The organism is Halopseudomonas salegens (assembly GCF_900105655.1).
Lineage (GTDB): Bacteria > Pseudomonadota > Gammaproteobacteria > Pseudomonadales > Pseudomonadaceae > Halopseudomonas > Halopseudomonas salegens.
The window spans coordinates 3,175,410-3,198,007 of sequence record NZ_LT629787.1; the positions used below are offsets into that span (position 1 = coordinate 3,175,410).

General features: G+C 57.6%; 16 protein-coding genes and 1 pseudogene. 6 read left to right on the top strand and 11 right to left on the bottom strand.

From position 1 onward, the window contains the following. The first annotated feature begins 32 nt into the window (after positions 1-32). Complete coding sequence (gene hsdR / locus BLU07_RS14690; RefSeq protein WP_092388350.1) at positions 33-2,594, top strand: EcoAI/FtnUII family type I restriction enzme subunit R; 2,562 nt, start codon at positions 33-35, stop codon at positions 2,592-2,594. A gap of 14 nt (positions 2,595-2,608) precedes the next feature. Here the strand turns inward: hsdR and BLU07_RS18090 are convergent. From BLU07_RS18090 to BLU07_RS14700, 3 genes and pseudogenes are all read right to left on the bottom strand, one after another. Continuing rightward, positions 2,609-2,749 (bottom strand): annotated as a pseudogene (locus BLU07_RS18090) (organic hydroperoxide resistance protein); the annotation flags it as partial. A gap of 193 nt (positions 2,750-2,942) precedes the next feature. Beyond that, entirely contained in the window at positions 2,943-3,371 is a 429-nt protein-coding gene (locus tag BLU07_RS14695) for an organic hydroperoxide resistance protein (RefSeq protein ID WP_022961983.1), read from the bottom strand. Positions 3,372-3,441: 70 nt separating this feature from the next. After that, entirely contained in the window at positions 3,442-4,368 is a 927-nt protein-coding gene (locus tag BLU07_RS14700; protein WP_092388353.1) for an alpha/beta fold hydrolase, read from the bottom strand. 118 nt (positions 4,369-4,486) lie between these two features. Here BLU07_RS14700 and BLU07_RS14705 point away from each other — a divergent pair, with 118 nt between their 5' ends. Next, positions 4,487-5,320, top strand: coding sequence for an AraC family transcriptional regulator (locus BLU07_RS14705; protein WP_092388356.1), 834 nt, complete (start codon positions 4,487-4,489; stop codon positions 5,318-5,320). A 253-nt stretch (positions 5,321-5,573) separates the two neighbouring features. Here the strand turns inward: BLU07_RS14705 and BLU07_RS14710 are convergent, their stop codons facing one another. Beyond that, positions 5,574-6,002 (bottom strand): helix-turn-helix domain-containing protein, encoded by a 429-nt coding sequence (locus BLU07_RS14710; protein WP_092388359.1) that lies wholly within the window; start codon positions 6,000-6,002, stop codon positions 5,574-5,576. A 73-nt stretch (positions 6,003-6,075) separates the two neighbouring features. Here BLU07_RS14710 and BLU07_RS14715 point away from each other — a divergent pair, with 73 nt between their 5' ends. After that, a complete protein-coding gene (locus tag BLU07_RS14715) occupies positions 6,076-6,573 on the top strand; it encodes a DUF2938 domain-containing protein (protein WP_092388362.1) in 498 nt (165 codons plus the stop codon). Here BLU07_RS14715 and BLU07_RS14720 read toward each other — a convergent pair. Both BLU07_RS14720 and BLU07_RS14725 read right to left on the bottom strand, forming a co-directional pair. Then, the gene (locus tag BLU07_RS14720) at positions 6,566-7,165 is read right to left on the bottom strand and encodes a glutathione S-transferase N-terminal domain-containing protein (protein ID WP_092388365.1); all 600 of its coding nucleotides are present in this window, start codon (positions 7,163-7,165) and stop codon (positions 6,566-6,568) included. The two genes, BLU07_RS14715 and BLU07_RS14720, sit on opposite strands and share 8 nt — an antisense overlap. A 12-nt stretch (positions 7,166-7,177) precedes the next feature. Continuing rightward, a complete protein-coding gene (locus BLU07_RS14725; protein WP_092388368.1) occupies positions 7,178-8,359 on the bottom strand; it encodes a YbfB/YjiJ family MFS transporter in 1,182 nt (393 codons plus the stop codon). 111 nt (positions 8,360-8,470) lie between these two features. Here BLU07_RS14725 and BLU07_RS14730 point away from each other — a divergent pair, with 111 nt between their 5' ends. Further along, on the top strand, positions 8,471-9,340 hold the full coding sequence (locus tag BLU07_RS14730; RefSeq protein WP_092388371.1) for a LysR substrate-binding domain-containing protein: 870 nt from the start codon (positions 8,471-8,473) through the stop codon (positions 9,338-9,340). A gap of 126 nt (positions 9,341-9,466) precedes the next feature. Here the strand turns inward: BLU07_RS14730 and BLU07_RS14735 are convergent, their stop codons facing one another. The 3 genes from BLU07_RS14735 to BLU07_RS14745 form a co-directional block, all read right to left on the bottom strand. Continuing rightward, positions 9,467-11,791, bottom strand: coding sequence for a TonB-dependent receptor (locus tag BLU07_RS14735; RefSeq protein ID WP_092388374.1), 2,325 nt, complete (start codon positions 11,789-11,791; stop codon positions 9,467-9,469). Then, positions 11,778-12,548: a response regulator transcription factor gene (locus tag BLU07_RS14740; RefSeq protein WP_092388377.1), complete on the bottom strand. Its 771-nt coding sequence runs from the start codon at positions 12,546-12,548 to the stop codon at positions 11,778-11,780. The genes BLU07_RS14735 and BLU07_RS14740 overlap by 14 nt, the downstream gene beginning before the upstream one ends. A 314-nt stretch (positions 12,549-12,862) precedes the next feature. Beyond that, positions 12,863-15,346 (bottom strand): hybrid sensor histidine kinase/response regulator, encoded by a 2,484-nt coding sequence (locus BLU07_RS14745; protein WP_231701646.1) that lies wholly within the window; start codon positions 15,344-15,346, stop codon positions 12,863-12,865. Positions 15,347-15,627: 281 nt separating this feature from the next. Here BLU07_RS14745 and BLU07_RS14750 point away from each other — a divergent pair, with 281 nt between their 5' ends. Continuing rightward, positions 15,628-18,018, top strand: a complete 2,391-nt coding sequence (locus tag BLU07_RS14750) for a hybrid sensor histidine kinase/response regulator (RefSeq protein WP_092388380.1) — start codon at positions 15,628-15,630, stop codon at positions 18,016-18,018. 27 nt (positions 18,019-18,045) lie between these two features. On the opposite strand, the gene BLU07_RS14755 is transcribed toward BLU07_RS14750, so the two are convergent. Continuing rightward, a complete protein-coding gene (locus BLU07_RS14755; protein WP_092388383.1) occupies positions 18,046-20,835 on the bottom strand; it encodes a response regulator in 2,790 nt (929 codons plus the stop codon). Further along, positions 20,836-22,110: an ABC transporter substrate-binding protein gene (locus tag BLU07_RS14760; RefSeq protein ID WP_231701647.1), complete on the bottom strand. Its 1,275-nt coding sequence runs from the start codon at positions 22,108-22,110 to the stop codon at positions 20,836-20,838. It lies immediately after the preceding gene. Between the two features lie 106 nt (positions 22,111-22,216). Between BLU07_RS14760 and BLU07_RS14765 the strand changes: the two genes are divergently transcribed. Next, positions 22,217-22,564: an ArsR/SmtB family transcription factor gene (locus tag BLU07_RS14765; RefSeq protein ID WP_092388389.1), complete on the top strand. Its 348-nt coding sequence runs from the start codon at positions 22,217-22,219 to the stop codon at positions 22,562-22,564. The last annotated feature ends 34 nt before the right edge of the window (positions 22,565-22,598 follow it).

Below are 22,598 nucleotides of genomic sequence, written 5' to 3' on the forward strand. Positions count from 1 at the left end.
GAAGTACATATACCACAGGGAACGGACAACCCATGACCATGAACGAAGCGGATACCAGAGCCAACCTGATCGACCCCAAACTGGTCGCTGCGGGATGGGGTTTGGTGGAACACAGCTATATCCGCCGTGAATGGTCGATTACCCAAGGCCGGATCATCGGCCGCGGCAAGCGTGCTTCGGCACTGAGCAGTGATTATGTGCTGGAGTATCAGGGCCGCAAGCTGGCGGCGATTGAGGCAAAAAAAGAGAGCCTGAGTTATACCGAGGGCGTGCGTCAGGCCAAGGACTACGCCCAGCGCCTGCAGTGCCGGTTTGGCTACGCCACCAACGGCCACGACATCTACCAGATGGATATGCTCACCGGTGAAGAGAAACTGGTAGAGCGCTTTTTAAGCCCCGCTGAGTTGTGGCAGCTGACCTTTGACCCCAGCCATAAACCCGGCGCCCTGCCCGAGCCGGACTTTGCCGCCGTGTGGCGCGAGCGCTTTGCCCAGATTCCCTTTGAGTGCAAGGGCGACTGGCAGCCGCGCTATTATCAGGAAAATGCCATCAACAACGCGCTGGAGGCCATCGCCCAGGGCCGGCAGCGTATTCTGCTCACCCTGGCCACCGGCACCGGCAAAACCTGCATCGCCTTCCAGGCCGCCTGGAAGCTGTTCCACAGCCGCTGGAGCCTGCGCGCGCAAACCCACCCCGCTGCCGCCAAAAAGCGCCCACGCATTCTGTTTCTGGCCGACCGTAACGTACTGGCCAATCAGGCGTTTAACGACTTTGGCCCCTTTGGTGAAGACGCCATTGTGCGCATTGAACCGGGAGAGATTAGAAAACTGGGCGCGGTGCCGAAGAATGCCAGCGTCTTCTTTACCATTTTCCAGACCTTTATGAGCGGGCCGGAAGACGAGCACGGCAACAGGACGCCCTATTTTGGCCAATACCCCGAAGACTTCTTCGACTTCATTATCATCGACGAGTGTCACCGCGGCGGCGCCAATGACGAGAGCAGCTGGCGCGACATTCTTGACTACTTCGCCCCCGCCGTGCAGCTGGGCCTGACCGCCACGCCCAAGCGCACGGTGAATACCGACACCTACAGCTACTTTGGCGAGCCGGTTTACAGCTACGCCCTGAAGGAAGGCATTAACGACGGTTTTCTCACCCCGTTTAAAGTGCTGCCCATCGTCGGCACCCTGGACGAGTACGTCTACACCCCCGGCGATGGTGTGGTGATCAAGGGCGAGCCGGAACCGGGCCGCATCTACAAAGAGGCGGACTTCAACCGCATTATCACCATCCCCCAGCGCGAGCAGATGCGCGTGCGCTACTGGATGGATCGCATCAACCCGCATGACAAAACCATCGTCTTTTGCGCCACCCAGGAGCACGCCGGCATGGTGCGCGACTTTATCAATCAATATGCGTCCGCCCAAGGATGGACCAGCAACCCCGGCTACTGCGTGCGTGTGACCGCCAACGATGGCAGCGCTGGCGAGAGTGACCTGAAAGTATTTCAGGACAACGAAAAGACCATCCCCACTATTCTCACTACCTCGCGCAAACTCTCCACCGGTGTGGATGCCCGCAATGTGCGCAATATCGTGCTGATGCGGCCATGCAACAACATGATCGAGTTCAAACAGATCATCGGTCGTGGCACCCGCCTGTACGACGGCAAGGACTACTTCACCATCTACGACTTCGTCAAAGCGCACTACAACTTTGCCGACCCGGCATGGGATGGCGAGCCGCTGCCACCAGAAGGTAAAGACTGCGCAACCTGCGGCCACAAACCCTGCACCTGCCCCAAAGAGCCCTGCTCTGTTTGCGGCTTTAACCCCTGCAACTGCGTAACACCCTGCCCGGTTTGTGAGGAGGCGCCCTGCAGCTGCCCATCAGCAGGCTGCGCGGAATGTGAACAAAGCCCTTGCGTGTGTGCCGGCCAGCCATGCCCTCTATGCGGTGCATCCCCTTGCGCGTGCGAAAAACCTGAAAAGCTGGTCATCCACCTTAGCGACGGCAAAACGCGCAGCATCAAACACATTGCCTCTGCGCTGTACTGGAGCCCCGAGGGCAAGCCGATTACCGCCAAAGAGTTTATCGAACGTTTGTTTGGCCAGATCCCCCAGTTTTTCGTCGACGAAGACCAGCTGCGCCAGATATGGAGCGACCCCACCACCCGCGAAAAGCTGCTGGAAGACCTGAGTGAGGCCGGTTATGGCGAAGAACAGTTGGACAGCATGAAGGAGCTGATCGACGCCAAAGACAGCGACGTCTACGACGTGTTGGCCTACGTTGCCTATGCCGCCGAAACCCACACTCGCGCAGAGCGGGTACACATCGCCAAGCCCGCCATCGCTCAGGCCTACAGCAACTTTAAACAACAGGCATTCATCGACTTTGTGCTGAGCAAATACATCGAAGACGGTGTGGCGGAATTATCGCCGAAAAAGATGCGCAGCCTGATCGAGCTGAAATACAACACCATCAGCGATGCAGCGAGTGAATTGGGCTCAACGGCAACGATCCGCGAGACCTTTTTGGGCTTTCAAAGGCTGCTTTACGCAGCGCAGAGCCAGGATAAAAACCAGCAGGTTTGACGCCACAACCTTAAACAGATGATAGCTCGTGCAGCGAACAAGTGTGCCGGATTGGTGCCTTCACCCCCTGCGCCACCCAGTTCTCACGGAGTAGTAAGAGCTACATCCAGCACGCCGTCGGAGGAGCTGGCGCGGCCATCACGGCCGCCGGTGGCTTTTGTGCAGTAATTGGGGTCAGATTAAAATTTACTGAAGCTCTTTGATGGCTCGACAGATTTTTGTTCTCGCGATGTTAATCCGATTCCGTTTCCTGCATCTCATCCACCCGCTTCACCCCAAACGCTCGACCTGAATCGATTCGACAAGCTGGCCAACCCAGCTTATCGATCCCGTTAAACCGACTGCGAATCACTCGACCCGTGTCAGCGTTACGTCAATGTTGCCGCGGGTGGCATTGGAGTAAGGGCAGACAATGTGGGCGCGTTCAATCAGGGTTTGGGCCTGTTCATCGTCCAGGTTTGGCAGGCTGATACGCAGTTCAACCTCGATGCCAAAACCTGTGGGGATGGCACCAATACCCACTACACCCTCAATCGATGCGTCTGCTGGCATGCTGAGCTTGTCCCGGCCAGCTACGAACTTCATTGCACCCAGGAAACAGGCTGAGTAGCCCGCAGCGAACAACTGCTCTGGGTTGGTACCTTCACCACCTGCGCCACCCAGTTCTCGCGGGGTAGTAAGGGCTACATCCAGCACGCCGTCGGAAGAAATTGCACGGCCATCACGGCCGCCGGTGGCTTCTGCATAGGCACGGTAAGCAACGTTTTGAATAGACATTTGGTAATCCTCTTGATTGGTTGGGTTTTGGCCGAAGGGCATGAACCACATCGGCCATGGAGCTACTGCGTTACTGCTGAAGGAAGTTCAGCAAATCCTGATTCAGCTGTTCCTTGTTGGTATCCGCCAGACCATGGGGGGCACCTTGGTACACGATCAGTTGGGCATCCTTGACCAGCGCGGCCGAGGCTTTGCCGGAGATGTCCAGGGGCACAATCTGGTCGTCACTGCCGTGAATCACCAGCGTGGGTACGTCGAACTTGGCCAGGTCACCGCGAAAGTCCGTCGCAGAGAACGCCGCGATGGAATCGTAGGTGTTCTTGGCGCCAGCCAGCATGCCTTGCCTCCAGAACGACTGGATCATGCCTTGTGACGGCTTGGCACCTTCGCGGTTGAAGCCGAAGAACGGGCCACTGGCAATATCCAGGTACAGCTGCGACCGGTCGACGTTGGAGGCTTCACGCAGACCATCGAATACCGAGAGCGGTAAGCCGTTGGGGTTGCTGTCGGTTTTCAGCATCATCGGCGGTACGGCGCTGATCAGGGCCGCCTTTTTCACCAGACCTGTGCCATGGCGGCCGATATAGCGGGCTACTTCACCACCACCGGTGGAAAAGCCGACCAGGGTAACGTCCTTGACCTGCAACGCTTTGATGACGGTTGAGAGGTCGTCGGCGTAGTGGTCCATATCGTTACCTTCCCAGGGTTGGCTGGAGCGGCCGTGGCCACGGCGGTCGTGGGCGATAACGCGGTAGCCCTTGTCTGCCAGGAACTGCATTTGCGCTTCCCAGCTGTCGGAGCTGAGCGGCCAGCCGTGGCTGAACATGACGACTTCACCATTCTTTGGGCCCCAATCCTTGTAGTACAGCTCGACGCCGTCCTGGGTGGTGATGGTGCTGGCAGTGCGAGCAAACTCTGCGGCGTGAGCGACCATTGAAATAACTGGCAGTGCAGCGGCGGCGAATGCGGCGATGGCGGTACGGGTAAATCTGTTCATGGCTTGATTCCTTTTCAGTGTAGTGAAAGTGCTGTTGTCTGTTGACGAAAAGGAGTTTCAGGCATTTACTGGTACGAATTAACACAATTTGTCTTAACTTTTTGACGGATCGTATTTTATGGTTGATCGACTCGCTGCTTTGCTGGGGCACTTTGCTGTCAGTGCGCGCACCTTCCAATCCGGTCCGCTGTGCGGCGTCAACACGCTGAGCGGCACCGAACCCTATGGCCAGTTGCATTTGCTGCGCCGCGGCACGGCTGAGGTCTGGCATGGCGCCAGCAAGGCGTACAGCCTGGATGGCCCGACCCTGCTGTTTTACCCACGCCCAATGGCGCACCGCTTTGTGACCGACAGCGAACAGGGCGCGGATTTTGTTTGCGCGCATATTGTCTTTGAGGGCGGCTCGGCAAACCCTCTGTCCAGTGCCCTGCCCGCGTGCGTTTGCATACCGCTGGACCAGTTACCGGACAGCGTGCCGGTGCTGACGCTGCTGTTTGCCGAGGCCGAGGCCAACAACTGCGGCCGCCAGGTCATGCTTGATCGGCTGTTTGAGGTACTGTTGGTGCAGCTGCTGCGCCAGTTGATGGAGAACGGCAGCACCCAGGTGGGACTGCTGGCGGGCTTTGCGCACATTCAACTGCGCCGCGCCATTGTCGCCATGCACCAGGCACCGGAGCGTGACTGGTCGGTGGAATCACTGGCGGCGGTGGCGGGCATGTCGCGCAGCGTATTTGCCAATCAGTTTCGTGAAGCGGTAGGCGAAACGCCGGCGAGCTACCTGCAGCGCTGGCGAGTGGGGCTGGTGCAAAAGTGGCTGAAGAATGGACAACCACTCAGGCTGATCGCCGAAGAGGCTGGCTACAGCAGCGAGTCTGCGCTGTCGCGTGCATTCAAGTCGCAGTGCGGACTATCACCCATGGCGTGGTTGAAGCAGGAGCGGTTGGTGGGGTAAAGATTGCGTGCCGTGGTAACTACGCCTATCTGTGCTTCCTCTCGATGATGGCGATATCAAAGCCGGTCGCGGCGGAACCAAGTGGCGAGCAGGTTGTGATCTGCTAGTTTGCAACATTGTTGTATAGACAGATCTGGCGCCAAACCTATGGCTACGCCATCGATTCAGACTGAAGACGCCCGAGGTGAGAAGCGCCAGAAAAGGCAACTGATTGACCAGTGCCGCTAGTCTCGCCAGGTAAAGCCGGTGTTCTCTAGGTCCGGGGCACTGACCGATTGCCCGCACCCTGCGCAGCCTGACGTTTTAGTGCAATCCGCATCAGCCTTTGAAAGGTCGGGCACTCCAGATGACTGGGTGCTGAGCAGGCCACCACATGACGCAACCCATCACGCAGTGCTGTCAGCTCCTTGATGCGTCGATCCAGAAGGTCAGCCTTTGCACCCACCATCTCGCGGTCTATGTCTGGCTGGCGTTCAGAGCCGAGCATTTCGCGTATGTCGGCCAGCGAGAATCCCGCAACCTGTCCCAAGGCAATCAGCGACAAGCGGGTCAGTACGTCCTTATCGAAAACCCGGCGCAGCCCTTTGCGGCCGACTGACCGAATCAGGCCTACTTCCTCGTAATAGCGCAGTTTCGAGGCAGCAATACCACTTTTACGCGAAAGTTCCGAAATTTCGAGCATGGCTCTTGACCTAAAGTCGACTTTAAGTAATAGGCTACTTGCCCACACCCTGACCATCAAGGAGATTGCGGAAATGACCGGACTGTTATTGGCTGCTCTGTTGCTCGGCGTTGGCGCTACCGTTTTCATGGATGTCGTCGCACTTTTACAAAAGCGTCTGCTTGGCATCCCCGCTCTGAACTACGCGCTGGTCGGACGCTGGCTTGGGCACATACCCGGCGGTACCCTTATCCACAAGTCCATCGGTAACAGCTCCAAAATCCGGGGAGAACGGATTCTGGGATGGATCGCGCACTATGGGATCGGGATGGTTTTTGCGGTGACGTTCCTGGCTCTTGCCGGGCAGGACTGGCTGGCTCGTCCCACGCTCATACCTGCGCTGGCTTTTGGGGTGACGACAGTACTTGCGCCTTTTCTTGTTCTGCAACCGGGTATGGGTGCAGGTGTCGCGGCTCGCAAAACACCGCAGCCGAACACAGCCCGACTGCGGAGTCTTTTTGCGCATTTCAGTTTCGGCCTTGGCCTCTGGCTGGCCGGTTTCGCTTGTAGCCTGGCCCTCCAAATCAACTGAAGGCGGTATCTCTGAAGCTTTGGCGGCTGGAGATTTCGCTGTACCTGGCCTGAAGATGCTCGCGTTTTACTGGCCACTGCAGCTCCGGCAGACGAAAAGTCAGGTAGTCCAGCGCCACCATCACAATGATGTCTCCCATGGTCAAGTCCGCTGGCGCTGTTTCTGCATAGCGGGCTTCCAGGGCGTCGGCACTGCGTTCGATAGCGCGCAGGCGGCGCTGCCCAAGTACGGACGCGTCGGCTTCTTTGCCGTGATGCTTGCGCTGGATAACCGTATTGAAGGCTGCTTCCATAAGCCCGTAGCCGATCCCAGCCAGATGCAAGGTACCGGCGGCACTGGCATCCGGTAACAGCGATACACGGCTTGAGAGGCGCTGCAAGTACTGCGCAATAAGCAGTGATTCCGCGATCGACTCGCCATCATCGGTGATCAACACCGGTACACGTCCGCAGGGATTCGCGGCCAGCAGCGCCGGTTCATCGGCCCAGGGATCACTCCAGACCAGCTCCAGCCGGTCATCCAGCCCCAACTCCAGGGCAATGATTCGGGCCACCCGGGCGTAGGGTGATGTCCGGTTGAGGTGCAATTGCATGGGATGCTCCTGTTAACGAGTGAAAGCGCTGCGCCGTGGGTCAAGACACAGCAGCACGAAACCGGCAACCAGCAAGAGGGTGCCGACCAAGAAGAGGGGTTGATAGGAACCGCTTGTGGCGTATAGCGAAGACATGGCATACCCCGACAGGGCCTGCGCCGCAGCGAAAACAGCGGTCGCCTGACCCCAGATGCGTTTGTGCGCTGTCGGACCAACCAGCTCTGCCAGTCGACCGGCAGTCAGGGCGACTATGCCCGGGACCATCGCGCCGACAATGAAAGACGAAAGCGAGCGACTGACCAGACCGGTCGAAAGCAGCGGCAGGCCAATCGCTACGGCTTTCAGTAAATACGCGGCAGCCAGGCTGGTGTGCCAGCCAAAACGCTTGACCAGCCAGCCAGCTGCGAATGGCCCTACTATCGCGCCCAAGCCAAAAACAAACCATTGGATTGCGGCGCTGCGGCTGCCCAGATCGACCTCGCGGGCGAGAAAATCTACCCAGAATACGGTATGTGGCACAAACCCCAGCGCGTCAAAGGCATAAGCTGCTATCACCAACAGGACGGAAACAGTCAGCAGCGACCGCAGCGGGCCGCCATTTACCGGCGTGCTGGCCTCTGCCGGTTTCAGTTCATTCAGTTTTGCCATCGACACTGTGCCGGCCAGACCCGCGGCAGCACAGAGTACGCCCAGCGCCAGCCATGTCCATTTCAGATCAAGGGCCAGCAGCGCCGGCACCAGGGTGGCAGAGACCAGTGCCCCGGCGCCGATACCGGTAAATACCAGGGCACCCACGGCCGGTTTTCCTGAACCAGGCGTGGCCGCCAGCGCCATGGACGGCCCCACCACCATCAATACCGCGCCAGCAAAACCCGCCGCAAACCGCCACAGGCTGAACCAGGCGTAACTGCCGGGCACGGCGCATAGAAGGAAACTCAGCGCTATGATCGCAAAGGCCCAACTCATGACGTGGCGAGCGGGATAACGCTCAGACAGAGCATGGGCTGCCAGGGCACCAAAAAAATACCCCAGCAGGTTGGTCGCACCCAAGTAAGCGGCCTGGGTATCGGAAAACCAGCCTTCAGTGACCAACATGGGTAGCAGCGCTGTGTAAGCGAAACGCGCAATACCGACACCACACAAGGTTGCCAGAAATCCGCTCGCCAACGCGGGTAGGTTTTCTCTCTCGATCATGACTCGATTGACTCGTACTAGCCTGAAGGAGCCTAGAATGGCAAAATCAGCTAAGCATTTATAATGATTATTTAAGATCACAGGCATCTCAAAAAGAGATAAGGGGTGGCTATGCAGCTACGCTCGCTGCAGGTTCTACTGGCAGTGGCTGAAACCGGCAGCTTTGTTGCTGCCGCATCCAGGCTGCATACGGTGCAATCCAATATCACCGCTCACATCAAGAAGCTTGAAACCGAGCTGGATACACTGCTGGTAACTCGAGGAAACCGAGCCGCCCTTACCCCGGCGGGCTTCTTGCTCAAGGGGTATGCCGAACGCATGACAGCCGCCCATGATGAAGCCGTATTACTCCTGCGCGGCAAGAACACACCGCTTGGCCAGTTGCGCATAGGCGCGATGGAAACCACCACCGCGTTTCGCCTCCCCCCACTGCTCGCTGCCTTTCACAAAGCCTACCCCGCTATTGAACTGAAACTGACCACCGGGCCGACGGCTGACCTGACCACTGGGCTGATCGAGGGCCGATTCGACTGTGTTTTCATCGCTGGCAAGCTCAATCACCCGGGCATTGAGAATACCCGGGCTTTTGTTGAAGAGTTGGTACTGGTAACCGACAAGCCACTGGACCGGCTGCCGACCAGCGCAGAATGGTTCTCGTCCAGCTTTCTCGCCTTCCGCCAGGGCTGTAGCTACCGCCAACGGATAGAGCTGTTGTTATCTGCAGCCGGTGTGTCAGCAACCCGGATAATCGACTTCGGCACCCTGGATGCCATGCTCGGCTGTGTGGCGGCCGGAATGGGTTATGCCCTGTTGCCGCGTTCAACCGTTGCAGCCCAAAGCCATCGCTTTGACGTCCATTGGGTGGAAATTCCTCGGGAAATAGCCTTGATTGATACCTATTTCGCCACCCCGCCCGAACATAGCTGGACGCCGGCACTCAGGTTGTTTGCCGACGCAATACCGAGCCCAGGTAACGAGTGACGGGAAGTTGGTAGAAACGCTCGCGCAATCGGCCCGCAGCGATTTGCAGGAGCTGACCGGATCTCTCTGAGCAGTCACCTTCAGATCACTACTCGACTGTTGCACCTGATTGCTGAGAGCGCCGACTCAAAAACCTGCCCGCAAGCGCAGCGATACACTGCGCTGCGCGCCGAGTACTGCACCATAATCACCTGAGCCGGTCAGTGCGTAATAGGCTGCCACGTAGTCTTTGTCGAACAGATTGCGTCCGATCAGCATCAGGTCCCAGCGGTTGCCGGCATCCGCTATGCCGAGGTAGCCATCTGCTGTGCCACGGGATGAGAGGTAAGTCCCTTCACCCCGTTCCAGAGTACCGTAAGCACCGCTGCGCCAGCTGTAGCCGGCCCCGGCCAGCCAATTCAGCCCGGGCCAGGCCGCACGGCGATAATCGAAGCCACTCGCGGCACTCCAGCGCGGCGCGCCGTAAACCTGCTTGCCGCGCTGATCGCAGTACAGTTGCTCGGTCGGCGGCGGGCATGGGGCGTCACTGAAGTGCCGATAGCGACTGTCATTCCAGGCTACAGCCAGGTAAGCATCAAGGTTGTCGGAAAACATCCAGGTCGTATCCAGCTCAATACCCCGTGAGCGAACCCGGCCGACGTTCATGAGATTGTTGCGCTGCGGGTTGAGTACCGCCGAATGCGGATTATACGTAATGGCCTGATAGTCATGGACCTGGGTGTGATACAGCGCAAAGTGGGTGTTTCCCCGGCCTGCGGCGAAAGTGAAGGAGCCGCCCGCTTCCAGCGTGTGCGCACGCTCCGGGTCGAAGGTCGGGCTGACGCCCGTGCCAATTGGCTCGGCATTGATGCCGCCGGCCTTGTAAGCGCTGGCAGCACCGGCATACAGAGCCAGGGAATCCGAGACGTAGCGGGTAATGCGCAGATGCCCACCCAGTAACCGGTCATTCACCGCATCGCGTCGCTGGTAATCCTGCCCCAGCGTAGCGGCCTGCAATGCCGGGCCGACCAGTTGGGACACCGGGTCAGCAGCCAGAGCCGGGCGCCGTGCCGTGCGACTGGCTGAACCATGCTTGCGCTCGTCGGCGATGCGCAACCCGACGCTGAGCAGATAGGCGTCGGTGGGGCGCCAATCAAGCTGCCCGAACAGGGCATGACTGCGAGTGGTCTGGCTGCCCGGTGTGTTGACGCTGGCGCCGTCGAGGATTGCGTCGTCGATCATCCCCGGGGTGATGCCCAGTTGTCGGACCTCGGGCACGCTGCCTGCGAACCAGTCTGCGGCTGACGGGCCGTATTCGAGCCAGCCACGGCGATCCATTGTCTGGTACATGCCGTGGTAGCCCAGCAGGTAATCCAGAGTGTTGGTTACCGGCCCCGTCAGCCGGAATTCCTGGCTGTACTGGGTATGCTCAAGATCTACCCCGCCTGCCGGTGATATCGGCAGGCCGATACCATCCAGGTCGCCACGTGATGCCATATCCCAGCTGCGCCAGCCGGTAATGGAAGACAGTCTGCTCGCTGTACCCAGCGGCATGTCGATATGCAGGGTAACGGCGTCCTGGTCTGCGGTGATCCGGTTGCGGGTGTCCTGCTGGACACGGCGCTCGAAGGGACGGACGGGCGGCAGGTCATACCCCACATAGTCCGCACTGCTGCGTGCGGACTGGCTGTAACGAACGACCGGAAAGGCACAGCAGTCCTCCTGCTGACGGGTCTGCTCGACTATCAGCCTGGCTGCCAGCCCGGCAGGGCCACGCCAGAGCAGCTGGCCGCGCATACCCCAACGGTCTTCGTCGTTTACCGCCGAGCCAACCAGGCCATTGCGCACGGAGCCATCGGCGCTGCGCTGGTACAGACTCAGGCTACCCGCCAGCACCTGATCCACCAGAGGGCCGGCCAGCTCGGCCCGGTACTGTCGCTGGCCGTTCTCACCAATCCGGATTTCGCCCCGACCAGAAGGCTGCCAGCTGGGCAGACGACTGATCAGATGAACCACGCCAGCGCTGCTGTTGCGGCCATAGAGCGTGCCCTGCGGGCCACGCAACACTTCGATACGCTCCACTCCGGCAAGGTCTGCCGGAAACATGCCCTGACGCCCCAGATAGACTCCATCCACCCACAAGCCGACATTGCTTTCCATGCCATCGTTGAACGATGAGGACCCCAGGCCACGGATGGAGAAGCTGGTCAATCTGGTCGATGGCGCGGCAAACTGCAGCGTCGGTATGCGACGGGCGAGCTCTTCGGCCGATTCCGGCGGCAAGGGCCCGGTCTCCTCGATAAACAACAGGTCGCGAGCCTGAATGGTCGGCCAGTCGAGATCCTGCCAGCGAGCAACCGTCTCGCTGTCGGGCAGAACGAGTGGGGCATCGGCCTGCGCCATGGGAGCAACACACAGGCATCCGAACAGGGTCGTCTTCAGCAGTCCTTTGGCGGGTTCAATTGTCAGCATGGCGGGTCCGTGCACTGGCTCTGAAAACACTGGGAGTCATACCCAGGCGCTCACGAAAAGCGGTGGTGAAATTGGCGGCACTGCTGAAGCCGACCAGGTCTGCAATGTCCTGCATGCTCATGGCCGTATCGGTCAGAAGTTCCTGGCTTTTGTGCAAACGTTCCTCACGTATAAAAGCAAAGACACTGGTACCCATGCGCTCGCGGAAAATCGCCGACAGGCGTTTCTCATAAGTGCCTACCCGGCGCGCTATCTCGGCTAACGAAGGAGGACTGGCCAACTCGTTGCCGATCAGCCGTAACGCGGCATTCAAAATCACCTGTTCCGGATCATGCGGAGCGTCGGAGAGCGTCGGGGCAGAGTAGTTGCGCTTGACCAGTTGCAGGTGAATGCGGATGCGGGCGAGGACTTCTTCCGGCAGAAATGGTTTGGTGACGTAGTCCACACTGCCCAAACTCAGACCATTCAACCGTTCCTCAGCCGATGCCGCTGCGGTCAGAAAGATCACCGGCAGGTCCCGTGTTGTGGGAGACTCCCGGAGCAATCGGCACAAGGCGAAACCATCAAGATCCGGCATGTGCACATCCAGCAGCACCAGGTCCGGCCACAGGGCGATAGTCCGGTCCAGCGCACGACGCGCTTCGGTAACAATGGAAATACGCATGCCTTCAGCCCGCAACAGTGCCATAAGCGAACCCAATGCCTCAGGCTGATCATCGATGATCAACACGTGCGCATTTGGCTTGTTGTTATTCATGTTTCCAATATCCCTTTGGCTGGATACAGCCAGCCAGTTCAGGGCGAACAAACCGCGTGCCCACCTGAAAAAACGTCCGCTCCAATCGAAACGCTAACGTGAAGACAACTCCGGCGAAATCCATGCTGCACGCGCTGCACCAGGCCATGCTGGCAACTGTGAATTCGATGCAGAGCGCATAACTGTCAGAATACCACCGTCAGGAATACATGATAGACGCAAACGGCAGCTGCAAGGAATCCGGGTAGCTCAACACCCTGATGCCTCAAGGTCTAGCCTGAGCCGACGAAAGCACCCAACCGCTTGAGCGGCGGTCAAACCGACCGACGCTTATTGCGTGCCGGCTCCCGGCTATGGCTGTGCAATAAATGCCTGACCTGGCCGAGCAGGTCACCACTGGTCGCCGGCTTGAGCAGATAGCTATCGAAATCAATCGACGGCGCCAGCTGCTCCGGCCTCCGTGGGGGTATGCCCGAATAGAGCATCATCTGCAACTGCGGCCAACGTCTTCGCACCTGCTCAAGTAACACCCAACCGCTTTTACCGGGCATCGATTGATCGCAGATGATCAGTTCAAAGGCGTTGTTTTGCAGGCTCTCCAAAGCCTGATCAACATCTTCACAGCTAACCACGTCATACCCATAGCCACCGAGCAGATCGCTCAAGGTATCGCGCACCATAGGCGAGTCGTCCACAACCAGGACGTGACTACCATTATCCACGACACTGGCCTCGTAGCTTTCGATGAAACTCTGTTCCACCTCTTGTTCGCCAGCCGGATCCAGTAGCAGTTCAAAGCTGAAGGCGGCTCCTCCCAAGCTGGACTTTTCCAGTTCCAGCTGCGAACCCATGCGCTCAAGCATCTGTTTGACGATAAACAAGCCAAGGCCCACGCCTTTTTCACCGCTGGCATTATCGCCACGGCCAAAGGGTCGCGTCAGTCGCTCCCAGTCAACGGCAGAAACTCCCCGGCCACTGTCTTCCACGCAGAAGCGTAGCGCGACTCGATCAGCCGCAGCCGTGGCGCCCGGCTCTACCGTGAAACGAATCTGCCCATTGCGGGTAAATTTCGCCGCATTGGCCAACAGGTTGACCAATACCTGACGCAGGCGGCGGAAGTCGGCGTTGACCAAGGTAGGCAGGTCAGACGACAAAATCGACTCGAAATGGTTGGCGTTGCTCTGCGCCAGCAAACGCCCCTGGAGCTGAACGTCGTCAAGAAAACCAAACAGATACCCCGGAGCAATCATCAGCTCCTTCTGCCGCAGCTCACTGCTGGAAAATTCCAACAACTCATCGATCAACTCAAGTTGCTGACTGGCAAAACGCTCGATATTGCGCGACGCCTCCTGCGCAGACACGCCGTTCTGACGCAACTGGCGGGCACTGCTGACGACACCCTGCATCGGCGCGCGCAGATCATGACTGATGCGCGCCAACAGGAACCCCTGGGCATTAAGCGATTCCCTGAGCTGTGTGGTCCGGCTGTCGACCTGATGCGCCAGGCGCTCCTGCTCGGTCTGCTTGAGCCGCTCGATATCATCCAGCGCCTGCTTTTCGCGGCGCCGACTCAAGGCAATCTGGCTTACCAGGGTATAGGTCAGCAGGGCGGCACCCGGCAGGGTTGATACCGAGAACCAGCTGTATTCGTACGGCGAAACCGGAAACAGACCCTGGTGAAATGCCAGGAAGGCCAGCGACTGGATGATCACCAAGGAGGTGACCAGATAGACAAACCAGCCATAGCGCAAACCCTGGCGGATGCCAGTGACCAGCACCCACAGCAGCACTCCGACAGTGAACAAACGCACCAGCTCCGCCGCAGCTTGTGCCAACAGGGAACCGGGGGGCAGCATCAGGTTACCCAGCGCAACCAGAACAATCATAATCTGGCACAGGGTCATCAGATAGCCGCTTAAAGCTGGCTGTTTACGCACCATCAGGAGAATACGCAGGTAGACAAAAACCAGAAAACGGGTGAGTGCTCCGGTTATTTCAATCAGGATCAGATCAAGCTGCGGATTGCCCGGCCACAGATAGACAAAACCGTAACCGGCGATCAGCGCCACCAGCAGCACATACGACAGTACCGACATGGCATGCGCGAACAGCAACGGCAACCTGAGAATATAGCCCGCCGCAAGACTGAACAGCACCAGCAGCAAGACGATGCCGAACACCACACCATCGGCAAGACTCTCGGCCATGCGTTCACTCAGCAAGCGGTCGTGGGACAGCAACATTGGTTGCATGGAAAAGCGCAGATCGCTGGCCATACGCAGGTAAATCGTTTGCTCCTGCTGTGCGGCCAGCACTACCGGAAAGGCCGGCAGGCGAATCGGGTTCTCCCATTCGTTCAACGGGTAATGCGCCCCGGCGTACTGCGCCACCCAGGCTCCATCCTCTCGCTGGAAAAGACTCATGTCCCGTGCTTTGGCCGTCCCCGGAAACAGCCAGAACCGGCATTCCCGTGGCGCATTATTGCGCACGTTCAGTTGCAGCCAGAGGGCGGAGGATTTCTGCGTGGTGGTCAGGTGTCGCGCTGTAACGTCTTCCCAGGCGGTGGTGGGCAAGGCCGTTACTGCCGACAAATCCATGCGCCCCGAGCCATCCTCCAGCGCTGACAGCCAGGGCTGCAGAACCAGCTTGTCGGCCTCGCAATCCTCAAGCGTCATGGTCTCGGCCCGGGAACTCAGGGACGCAACGGACAGGCAGAGGATAATCACCCACAGCAGGGGTTTAACCAGGCTGCGCGAGCAATCAGGGTGCAAGGCATGTATGGGCCAGAAAGACGACAACAGCGTTCCCTCGATCTGTGCGGTCGGGCAGCCGTTGGCCACCATATCTCGGAAGGGAACTCGCCAGATACCTGCCAAGATCAAGCTAGTTAATTATAGTTTCTATTTGTACTGTCTCGACCAAAATAGCCCAGACTCATTCGCCCAGCCAGGCAATTATGGGGGTCAGCGCAATTTCTCTAACGCTCCCCGGCGTGATATAAACCAGCTTGAAGTGAAGGCCAGAGCCCAGGATCGCCTGGTCACGTTCTTGTCGCTGTTGGCGACCCACCTCGCCGGAGATGACGCCCATTCTGTTCTGGAAGAAATTCACTGACCTTTTCCTGCTGCTGACTCTCCTGTCGGCATTCCCCCTCAGTGGGTATGCCGCCATCCTAGACTGCCGCCCCGGGGTTGAGTCCGTGCTGGATCATGCCCTGATTCTTGAAGATATGGACAGAAGCCTCACCCCTACCGAGGTGGCTGCACTTCCCGTCGGGCAGTTTTATACCCATCGTAGCAGTTTGCCGGACTGGGCATTGACACGTTCTGCAATCTGGCTGCGTTTTGAACTGGGGAATACGCAAACGCAGCCTTGCTCGCGCTGGCTGACTGTTGGTGAGCCTCGCCTGGAAAACATCCAGGTCTTCTTGCAACACAATGAAACCAGGACCCGACTGCAAGCCGGCAGTGCTTACCCTCTGGATGACTGGAGCGTGGCTGCTCGCCAACCCCGATTCAGGCTGGATGTGCCACCGGGTGAATCACTGCAGGTCCTGGTTCGTGTGGTCAGCAACAGCGTAATGCTGGTTAATCCAAAGCTATGGGACGACTCTACCCTGTTGAGCAAGGTGGCCAAGGATCAGTTGATTGATGGTATGACGCTGGGCTTCATTCTGCTGATGGTCTCTGTGGCGTTGATCATCGGCGTAGTCATTCGTTCCAGACTACTCTTGCTGCATGCTTTGGTTGTTCTCTGTTACAGCGGCTTCACCATGGCCGTCAATGGTTACCTTTTCTATTGGCCTGCTTTGCTGCCCTGGTCCAGAGAAATCGTTGCTGGCCTGTCTGCAGTGTCCTATCTTCTGATCTATTTTCTGCTGTATACACTTTTGCGCCTGGACTCGTTGCACCGCTGGCTGAATGCTGCTTTTTTGTTGTATGCCCTGATTACCGTGATTGTCCTGCTTCAAGGCATTGTTGGAAACTTTATCTGGTCCCTGGAAAAATTCGACGTACTACGCTTCGGGTACTACATTCTGGTCCCCATAGCCCTGCTGATTTCACTTTACCAACGCGTGCGCCTTAGCTGGCTGGCATGGTTACTTTGCACTCTGTTGAGCCTGCAAGGGCTACATTGGCTTTGGATGCAATTTCAGAATCTCGCCTGGACCGACGACGTTGACCAGTACTCACTGCAGTCGGGCTTCTTCTTCGTGTTCTTGCTGTTGTGCACCCTGACATTTGAAGCGCTTCAGTTGCGCCGTCGTGAACATACCGCACAGGATGAGTTGATTGCTCTGCAGCAGGCTGAGCACGAGCGGCTGGAAAGTCAGGTGGAAAAACGCACGAGCCAATTGCGTGAATCACTCAATGCACGCAGTTCACTTCTGGGGCGAATCAGCCATGATCTGCGTTCCCCGTTGAGCAGCATTATCAGCTACGCCCAGGAGTCACGCGCATCTTCAAGCAAGGAGTACCTTGAGCGCATTGAACGCCATGCCCGCCAGCAACTGGCCATGCTTGACGACCTGGTCGAGTTCTCAAGAACCGAACTACAGCAGATTGAGTTGAGCCTGGCGCCGGGCTACCTGTTCGGTTTTCTATATGAGATAGAAGAAGAGGGCCGCTTTCTGGCGCAGAGACGCAATAATGAGCTGCGCTGTGAATTGGCAGATGACCTGCCGACGGTGGTTAACGCTGATTTTCAGCAGCTCCGCCGGGTACTGATCAACTTGTTGAACAATGCGGCTAAATTTACCAGGAATGGCACGATAATACTGCAGGTTGAGACGCTGGCGCCGGCGAAGCAAGACAGTGGCCTGAGGTTTGCCGTGCGTGACAGCGGTCCAGGTTTTCCTGTCGGAAAGAGTCACCAGATGCTTGAGGCCTTTCAACGTGGCAATAACTCAGTTGGTGTTGAGGGGTATGGGTTGGGCCTGTCCATTGTTGCCGAGTTACTGAAACAAATGGATTCCGAACTGCAGATACAGAGTACACCTGGTAGTGGCAGCTCACTCAGCTTCGAACTTGAACTGAGCTTTGCATCGGAAGAGGAATTGGACAGCCTCTTTCTGGAAAGCCATACCCTTGGCGTGCATGGTGAGGGCTACCGCATCATTCTTGTTGACGATATAGCCCTGACCCGGGCATTTCTGGGTGACTTGTTGATGGGTTATGGCTTTGATGTGACGGCTGTCGAGACTGCCGAGGAAGCCCTTTCATATCTGGCAGATGAGCCTGCCGATCTGATGATTACTGATCAGCTGATGCCGGGAACAAATGGCTGGGCGCTGCTGCGTGAAGTCCGTCAGAAACACCCCAAGCTCCCGGTTATGCTGTATTCGTCAATACCACCCAGGCCACCCATTGAACACCAGGATCTGAGCTTCGACACCACGCTACTAAAGCCTGCCAGCACGGAAAAACTTCTCGACAGCATACAGGCGTTTTGCCGACACATTTCCCGCTGATCCTGAAACGCTTTGGCCCGCACCCTGCTATCCGTCACTTATCTTGAAGTGCTTTTTCAGGGTATATACCGATGCCTGCACATCGTCACTAATGCGCAAACAAAGTTGGCTTATGTCACGACTGTCAACATCGGCCAGCGTGTGCTGCAAGGTTCTTGCTCTGGCTTCCAGTCTGCGCAGCCCGGCATGTCCAGCGGTACTGATGAGATCATGTGCCTCTTGGCGCAATGTCTGCAAATCGATGGCGCCGGCCAGCTCACTGAATCGCCGTCCACGCTGCAAGCAGTCGTCTACCAGCATCGTCAACATACTGGCGAAGCGTTCGGCGCTAACCAGTTGCCTGAGCTTCTCCAGTGGCATCGGGTCCAGTATGGGCTCGTCATTGACTATGCGGCTTGACTGATCCTTTGGATGCTCGGCTACCGGCGTGCGATCAACACACAACTGCACCAGTGTTTGCCACAACAATGCCTGGTCTATCGGTTTACCGATGTGCGCATCCATGCCGGCTGCTCGGCATTGGCTGGCGTCCTGTTTGCTGGCATTGGCCGTCATGGCAATGATTGGCAGTTTGTTGAATCGCGTCTCCTGGCGCAGCATCCGGGTAGCATTGAGGCCGTCCAGACCAGGCATCATCATGTCCATCAGCACGGCGTCGTACGTTCCCGTTGGCGCTTGTTTCAACACGTCGATGGCCTGTTGTCCATCCTCAACCTCATCCAGCTTAATGCCGGCTTCCTGCAGAAACTCACGGGCAACCTCGCGATTTAGCTCATTGTCGTCCACCAGCAGCAGACGCAACCCTGCCAGCCGCGGTTCTGCGACTAATGGCACGGGCAAGGCACTTGGCAATACCGCTTCTGCGTCGGGAAGACGGACACGAACGCGGAACCAGAAGCGGCTGCCACGTCCTGGCTGGCTGTGTACGCCAACGCTACCCTCCATGAGTTCAGCCAGGCTACGTGAGATTGCCAACCCCAAACCCGTTCCGCCAAAACGTCGGGTGATGGACGTATCGGCCTGTTGAAAGGGCAGGAACAAATGCTCTTGCTCCTGCTCGCTCATCCCGATCCCTTGATCCTCCACTTCACCATATAGAATCGGGGCACCTGATTCTTCGTGCTGCAGACTTAACCGCAAGGTCACGGTGCCATGTTCGCTGAACTTGAGTGCATTATTGGTGTAATTGAGCAAAATTTGGCTGATCCGCAGTGGATCCCCCATCAACACGGGCAGGTCTGTTTCTGACTTCATTGTCAATATCAGCCCCTTGCTCTGCGCCTTTTCTTCCAGCATCTCGTGGATGTCTTCCAGCAGTTGCTGAGGGCTGAAAGCAATGCGTTCGGCTACCAGGTGCCCACCATCAATCTTGGTGAAATCAAGAATATCGTTGATGATGCCCAGCAGGTGGTGCCCAGACCTGATTATCTTGTCCATATGGTTCTGCTGGCGCGTATCCAGGGGATGTTTGAGAATCAATTGCGCGAGCCCAAGAATGGCATTCATCGGCGTTCTGATTTCGTGGCTCATTGTCGCCAGGAAAGCCGCTTTGGCGTGGGCGGCCTGCTCGGCCTGTTCCTTGGCATTTTCCAGCGCATGTGCCTGCGCCTTGGCCTCGCTGACATCAAGCCATATGCCGTTGAACAGTGTCGCGCCATCCTCCGTTCGTCTGGCGGTGGCCAGGGTCTTCAACCAGAAGCGCTGGTTGCCGTGCTCTACCTGCATCTCGATGTCGAGCGGCTGCAGATTGCGCAGGCTATGCTCGATGGCCAGGTCCAACTCATGCAGATGCTCAAGACTGTGGTTGATACGTATGTGGTCAAGACGCAGCCCCCGATGTTGCTTATCAGCAAGTGAGGGGCCGACATAGCGCTCGGACTTGCCGCTGAGGAAGACAAACTGCTGATCACCATTTACTGCGACTCGAAGCTGGAATACAGCGCCCGGCATGGCATCGGTAAGATCAATCAGCTGTTGCGAAATACGCCGATTTTCGGCGTCAACAATGGCCTCGCGCTCCAACTGGTCAGCACGCTGCATGCTGTCCCGGAAAACCCTGAGCGCCAAAGCCATGCTCCCAACCTCGTCACGGCGCTCGGTGTAGTCGATCGAATGATCGTAATCTCGTCGGCTGAGCCTGGCCATGGCGTTGGTCAGCTGCTTGATCGGGCGTGAAATCTGAGTAACCGATATGTAGGCGGATAGCCCAATGATCACTGCCAACGCCAGGGTGAAGGCTATCGTAGTGTTGAACAGGGTACGGTGGGTGGTCAGTGTCAACTCCTGCGAGGTGTTGTTGAAGTTGTCCACGGCGCTGTTGCGCAAAAAATCCATGTCACGACGCATAGCGCTCAACGCCGGATCGAACTCCTCATGAATTATCCTCAGCGCACGGTCTCCACGCCAACGAGCCGCCGAGTCAATGACTGCATGGGCCAGCTCGAACAGCTGCTCCTCTTTCTGACGTATGTCCTCCAGCCTTTGGTCCGCGTTTTTCAGCAGCGGCGCAATGCTTGATAGCTTCGCCTCAAACTCTTTCTGCTTTACATCCAGCAACTGCTGCGTTACGCGCATGCTGCCTTCGTCCTGCTCGGTCAGTACCGACAGTACCATTCGACTGGCATCACTCAGATCAAGCAAGGCGGCACTGATCATCAGTGACGCCTTCGCGTCCTGGTCAAGCAGCGCACGGTAGTCGCGATCCACCGTGTGCAGGCTGGTCATGGAATACAGGGTGATAATTATCGAGAGGGCGCCCAGCAGCGCGACCAGCAGCACGACCTTGCTGGTCAGCCCGAGATTATTGAACAGTCGCATTCAGTTACCCTGTGAGCGCGCGGCATTGATGATGACAGCTTTCATTCGGTCGACCGCTTGCGCATCGCTGATGCGCCCCAACAGGTGATCACTGACGACAGTGTAGATAGCCTCCTTTACCTTGCCTGGATTGGCGTTGCCCATCGCGATTGAGCCCATGACAGTGCGCCGCATGTTGGCCGCACGCAGGTCGTTGATCGCCCGCTGACCACACTGATTGAAACTCTCGCGCGGTACATCGACTCTGGCCGGGGCAGCGCCAGTCGCGATATTGAGTTCACGCTGCAACTCTACTTCCATCAGTGTGCTGGCAAAGGTGTTACGGATTCCGGGGTCGACCGGGTAATCCTTGAAGAACATGTATTGGTCGCTGTTGAACAGAAATACCCCCTGAGTATCAGGGAAGCGGAAACAAGCAAAGTCCTGACCCGGGATCATCCCGTGAGCGTTGAACTCGCCGTTTACCCAACTGCCTTGCACCTGCATCAGAGCTTGTCCGGTCCGAACCAGATCCGTTCCCTGGTCCCAACTGCGCGTATTCATACCCTCATCCATATACTCGCGCAACTGACTCATGCGTTGGAATATCAACCCCAGCATGGCGTCGTCCAACGCCACCGGATCAAGATCGAGGAATACCCGGCGATAGAACTCCGCACCACCCGCGCCTGCTGCCACAGACTCGAACAGCAAGGTGTGCTCCCAGGCGTCCCGGCCGATTGCCAATGGAATGATGTCAGCCAAACGCGCAGCTTCAAGCATGTGAATCAGATCTGGCCAAGTGTCGGGGACTGTCAGTCCCAAACGGGACAATTGTGGCTGGTTCAGCCACAACCAGTTGGTCGAGTGGGCATTGATCGGTGCCGCAACCCAATGCCCCTGGTACTTGGACAAGTGCTGAATGTCGAAGGGGACAACCTCATCCCACTCCTGCTGTTCGGCAATAGCATCCAGATTAGCCAACTTGCCTTGTCTGGCCCACTCCTGAATGTCGTATCCAATCACCTGAGAGGCCATCGGTGGATTACCAGCCGCCACCCGTCGACGTACGACATCCATATAGCGCGACGTCCCGCTGCCCGCCATCGCCTCCGTGATCCAGACAATACCCTGCTCAGCCAGATGCCGTTCGATCACCTGGATACTGGCCTGCTCGCCGAGTGAAACCCACCAGTGGGTAACGTCAACAGGGTATACGGCGTTATCAGTAGCCAGCGCAGTATTGAGCCAGATCAGCAAGAAGAGGGCACAGAGGCCAAGAGGACGCATGGGCATGTTAATCGCCGACAGGATAGACACTCTCATAGTGAGCTATTTGACGCCAGCCGACAATTTATCACAAGACTTTACATGTGCACGAAAATACACATATAGTAAACCCATGACGACGCCTCTTACCCGCAACCAGGCCATTGAGGCCGCCATCGACTCCCTTGATGGGACCTTCTTCAAGGCCCTGTGCGAGCCTGCCCGGGTTGCCGTACTGAAGCGCGTCATGCAGCTGGGTCGAGCCGATGTAACTGACATTGCAACCGGGCTACCTCAGGAGCGCTCGGTGATATCACGTCACCTGCAGGTACTGCTGGACGCGGGGATTGTTCGCGCCAGCAAGGTTGGCAGACAGGTTTTCTATGAAGTGGATGGGCCGGCCATTGTCCAGCGTCTGGAGGACATCCTGCACCACACCAAAAGCCTGACCCCCTTGTGCTGCCCGGGTAGTTCAGGCTGATTTATTTGACTTTAAACGTGCATAGGTGCGCATA